This is a genomic window from Draconibacterium sp. (genome assembly GCF_041583095.1).
GTDB lineage: Bacteria > Bacteroidota > Bacteroidia > Bacteroidales > Prolixibacteraceae > Draconibacterium.
In genome coordinates this window covers 1-3,313 of record NZ_JBFHGM010000399.1, presented here as the reverse complement: position 1 = coordinate 3,313, position 3,313 = coordinate 1, and the positions used below count along the sequence as shown (strand labels likewise).

The window sequence follows — 3,313 nt, the reverse complement described above, 5'->3', positions numbered from 1 at the left end:
GGTTTTCTCTTTTGCCAGATCCGTACGATCTAAATCCGATTTTAAAGCCGCAGCTTTTATATATACTTCTACAGCTTGTTTTTTGTCTTCAGTTACAATTTCATCTACTAACTCGTGCTCCGGAGCAATTACCATGTAAGTTGCACCAAACAAAGTATCAGGGCGGGTAGTGTAAACACGTAGATTTTTATCCAACCCGTCGATGGCAAAATCCACTTCAGCACCGGTTGATTTACCAATCCAGTTGCGTTGCATGTCTTTTACTCCTTCCGGCCAATCCAGGTTTTCAAGCCCGTTTAACAATCTTTCTCCGTAATGCGGAATACGTAGCAACCACTGTTTCAGGTTTTTGCGAATAACGGTGTTGCCACATTTTTCGTGCGAACCATCGGTCAGCACCTCTTCGTTGGCACAAACTGTTTTACACGAGTTACACCACCAAACCTGTGCATTGTCGTAGTATGCCAGGCGTTTTTCGCCGATGTAAGTTTTTACAGCTTCTTCACCTTCTGCTTTTACTGCTTCAGGAATTACCAATTCCGAAATTGGACGGCCTTTTTGCTGCTCTTCATCAAAATAAGTGTCGTATAATTTTTTGAAGATCCATTGTGTCCATTTAAAATATTTTGGATCTGTAGTGTTTATCTCACGGTCCCAGTCGTAGCTCAAACCAATGGCTTTAATCTGTCGACGGAAATTATCGCAGTTTTTCTGAGTGGTAATGGCCGGGTGTGTACCCGTTTGCATGGCGTACTGTTCGGCGGGCAAACCAAACGCATCGTAGCCCATTGGATGCAACACATTAAAGCCCTTCATACGTTTGTAACGGCTTAAAATATCGGTTGCGGTATACCCCTCAGGGTGACCAACATGCAGCCCCGCTCCCGACGGATAAGGGAACATATCGAGTATGTAATATTTTGGTTTTGAGTAGTCGTCGTTGGTTTTAAACGTTTTGTTTTCCTCCCAGTACTTTTGCCATTTCGGCTCTATTTCTGCGAATTTATATTCCATTTTCTTACTTAATAAGATTCTGATTTTAAAGGCGCAAAGATAAAATTTTTGTTGGATGTATCAGGTGATTTTACACATTCAAAATAAATCAACTGAAAATGTTTGAGTTTACAACCAATTGCCTGTCAAATATTACAGAATAATATTTTTAGTGTTAATTAATATGCTGAAAAGCAACCAGATAACTCTATCATTTTTTGTAACTTCAACATATATAAACTAAAACCTTTAAAATGAACACTAAAAATAGCAAGTTATTTGTTGACGACTTTATGAACTACGCACGGGCGAAAGACCCCGGTCAACCTGAATTTCACCAGGCAGTGCACGAAGTTGTAGAATCACTGGCCGATTTTCTACTCGACAATCCCAGATACCTTCACGCTCAAATTCTGGAACGAATGGTTGAGCCGGAGCGTATTATCCAGTTTCGTGTTCCCTGGATCGACGACCGTGGAAAAATTCACATTAACCGCGGCTACCGGGTGGAAATGAACAGCGCTATTGGACCGTATAAAGGTGGCTTGCGTTTTCACCCAACCGTAAACCAAAGTATTCTTAAGTTTTTAGCTTTTGAACAGGTTTTAAAAAACAGCCTTACCTCGCTGCCAATGGGAGGCGGAAAAGGAGGTTCTGATTTCGATCCGAAAAACAAATCAGACAATGAAGTGATGCGTTTCTGCCAGAGTTTTATGACCGAATTATCGCGTCATATAGGACCGTATACCGACGTGCCTGCCGGCGATATTGGTGTTGGCGGCCGTGAGATCGGCTTCCTGTTTGGGCAATACAAACGCCTGCGCAACGAATTTACCGGAGTATTAACCGGAAAAGGGGTTGAATGGGGAGGTTCGCTTATTCGCCCCGAAGCTACCGGTTACGGTGCCGTGTATTTTGCCAAAGAAATGATGGAGACGCGTGGCGAAAGTTTTAAAGGAAAAACGGTTGCTGTTTCGGGCTCGGGTAATGTTGCTCAATATGCTACTGAAAAAGTTATTGAGCTGGGCGGAAAAGTGGTGACCCTCTCCGATTCGAGCGGTTCTATATACGATCCGGAAGGTATTGACCGGGAAAAACTGGATTTTGTAATGGAATTGAAAAACATACATCGCGGAAGGATAAAAGAATATGCCGACAAATACGCGGTTCAGTACCTGGAAAAACAACGGCCCTGGAGTGTAAAATGCGACGTGGCTCTGCCTTGCGCAACAGAAAACGAACTGAATCTGGAAGAAGCAAAAATGCTGCTTAACAACGGTTGTTTGGTGGTTGCTGAAGGCGCCAACATGCCAAGCACCGAAGACGCGGTACATTATTTTATCGAGAAACAAATTCTTTACGGACCGGGCAAAGCAGCGAACGCAGGCGGTGTAGCAGTATCGGGCTTGGAGATGACTCAGAATAGTATGCGCATTTCGTGGAGCCGCGAAGAAGTGGACACGAAACTCCACTCCATTATGCGCAACATACACGAAATGTGTGTAAAATATGGAAAAGAAAATTCAGAATTTACCAACTACGTAAAAGGCGCAAACATTGCAGGATTCGTAAAAGTTGCCAATTCGATGATGGCTCAGGGATTAGTCTAATTACTAACCAATAATTATTTATATTCTGTCCGGTCTGGTTTTTCAGGCCGGATTTTTTTGTGGAAATTATCTGTCGTACAGTTCGCTTCAATTTATAATTCAGACATCAGGGCATAATTTTTGTTGTAACGCGGCCTATTAATACATTTGCGTAAAATTGTTTCCTGTGATAAAATTCAAACTAACTGTTTTTATAATTCTACTTTCTGTTTTAGCTGCTTTCAGCCAGTCGTATGTTCGGGTAATTAATGCCAAAACCGGCTCGCCAATTGAACATGCCATGCTTATTTCGGGTAACTTTATTACACAAACTGATGGCGAAGGCAGGGCAAAACTCGACGGTTTTTCGGCTGATGAAAAAATACTATTCAAACATTCATCTTACATCCCATACGTAAGCACCCGCCAAAAAATTGAAAACCAAAGCCGAACGGTCTTATTGGTTGAAAGTCCGGTACGGCTTGATGAAGTTGTTGTTTCGGTTAACCGATGGAAACAGTCGAAAACAGAAATTCCGCATACCATAAAATCGATACAGCCCGAAGAAATAATGCATTACAATCCGCAAACCGCGGCCGATATGTTGGGCACCGAAAGTGGAATATTTATCCAAAAAAGCCAGATGGGTGGCGGCAGCCCGATGATACGTGGTTTTGCTGCCAACCGGGTACTGATTATGGTTGATGGCATCAGGATGAACAACGCCATTT

The 3,313-nt window shown here is 42.6% G+C and carries 3 protein-coding genes; 2 read left to right on the top strand and 1 reads right to left on the bottom strand.

Going from position 1 to position 3,313, the window contains the following annotated elements; translation table 11 throughout:
- A partial coding sequence (locus ABZB17_RS21720) for a class I tRNA ligase family protein (RefSeq protein ID WP_372653617.1) occupies window positions 1-1,014 on the bottom strand: 1,014 nt, incomplete at its 3' end.
- A 233-nt stretch (window positions 1,015-1,247) separates the two neighbouring features.
- On the opposite strand from ABZB17_RS21720, the gene gdhA reads away from it, so the two are divergent.
- Window positions 1,248-2,603 carry an NADP-specific glutamate dehydrogenase gene (gdhA, locus tag ABZB17_RS21715; protein ID WP_372653615.1) on the top strand — a complete coding sequence of 452 codons (1,356 nt, stop codon included), beginning with the start codon at window positions 1,248-1,250 and terminating at the stop codon, window positions 2,601-2,603.
- 166 nt (window positions 2,604-2,769) lie between these two features.
- Window positions 2,770-3,313 (top strand): TonB-dependent receptor plug domain-containing protein (locus ABZB17_RS21710; RefSeq protein WP_372653612.1); only part of this gene is annotated, 544 nt, incomplete at its 3' end.

Excerpts from the sequence above, each read along its gene's own strand:
- gdhA (WP_372653615.1), top strand. The coding sequence starts at position 1,248 with ATGAACACTAAAAATAGCAAGTTATTTGTTGACGACTTTATGAACTAC.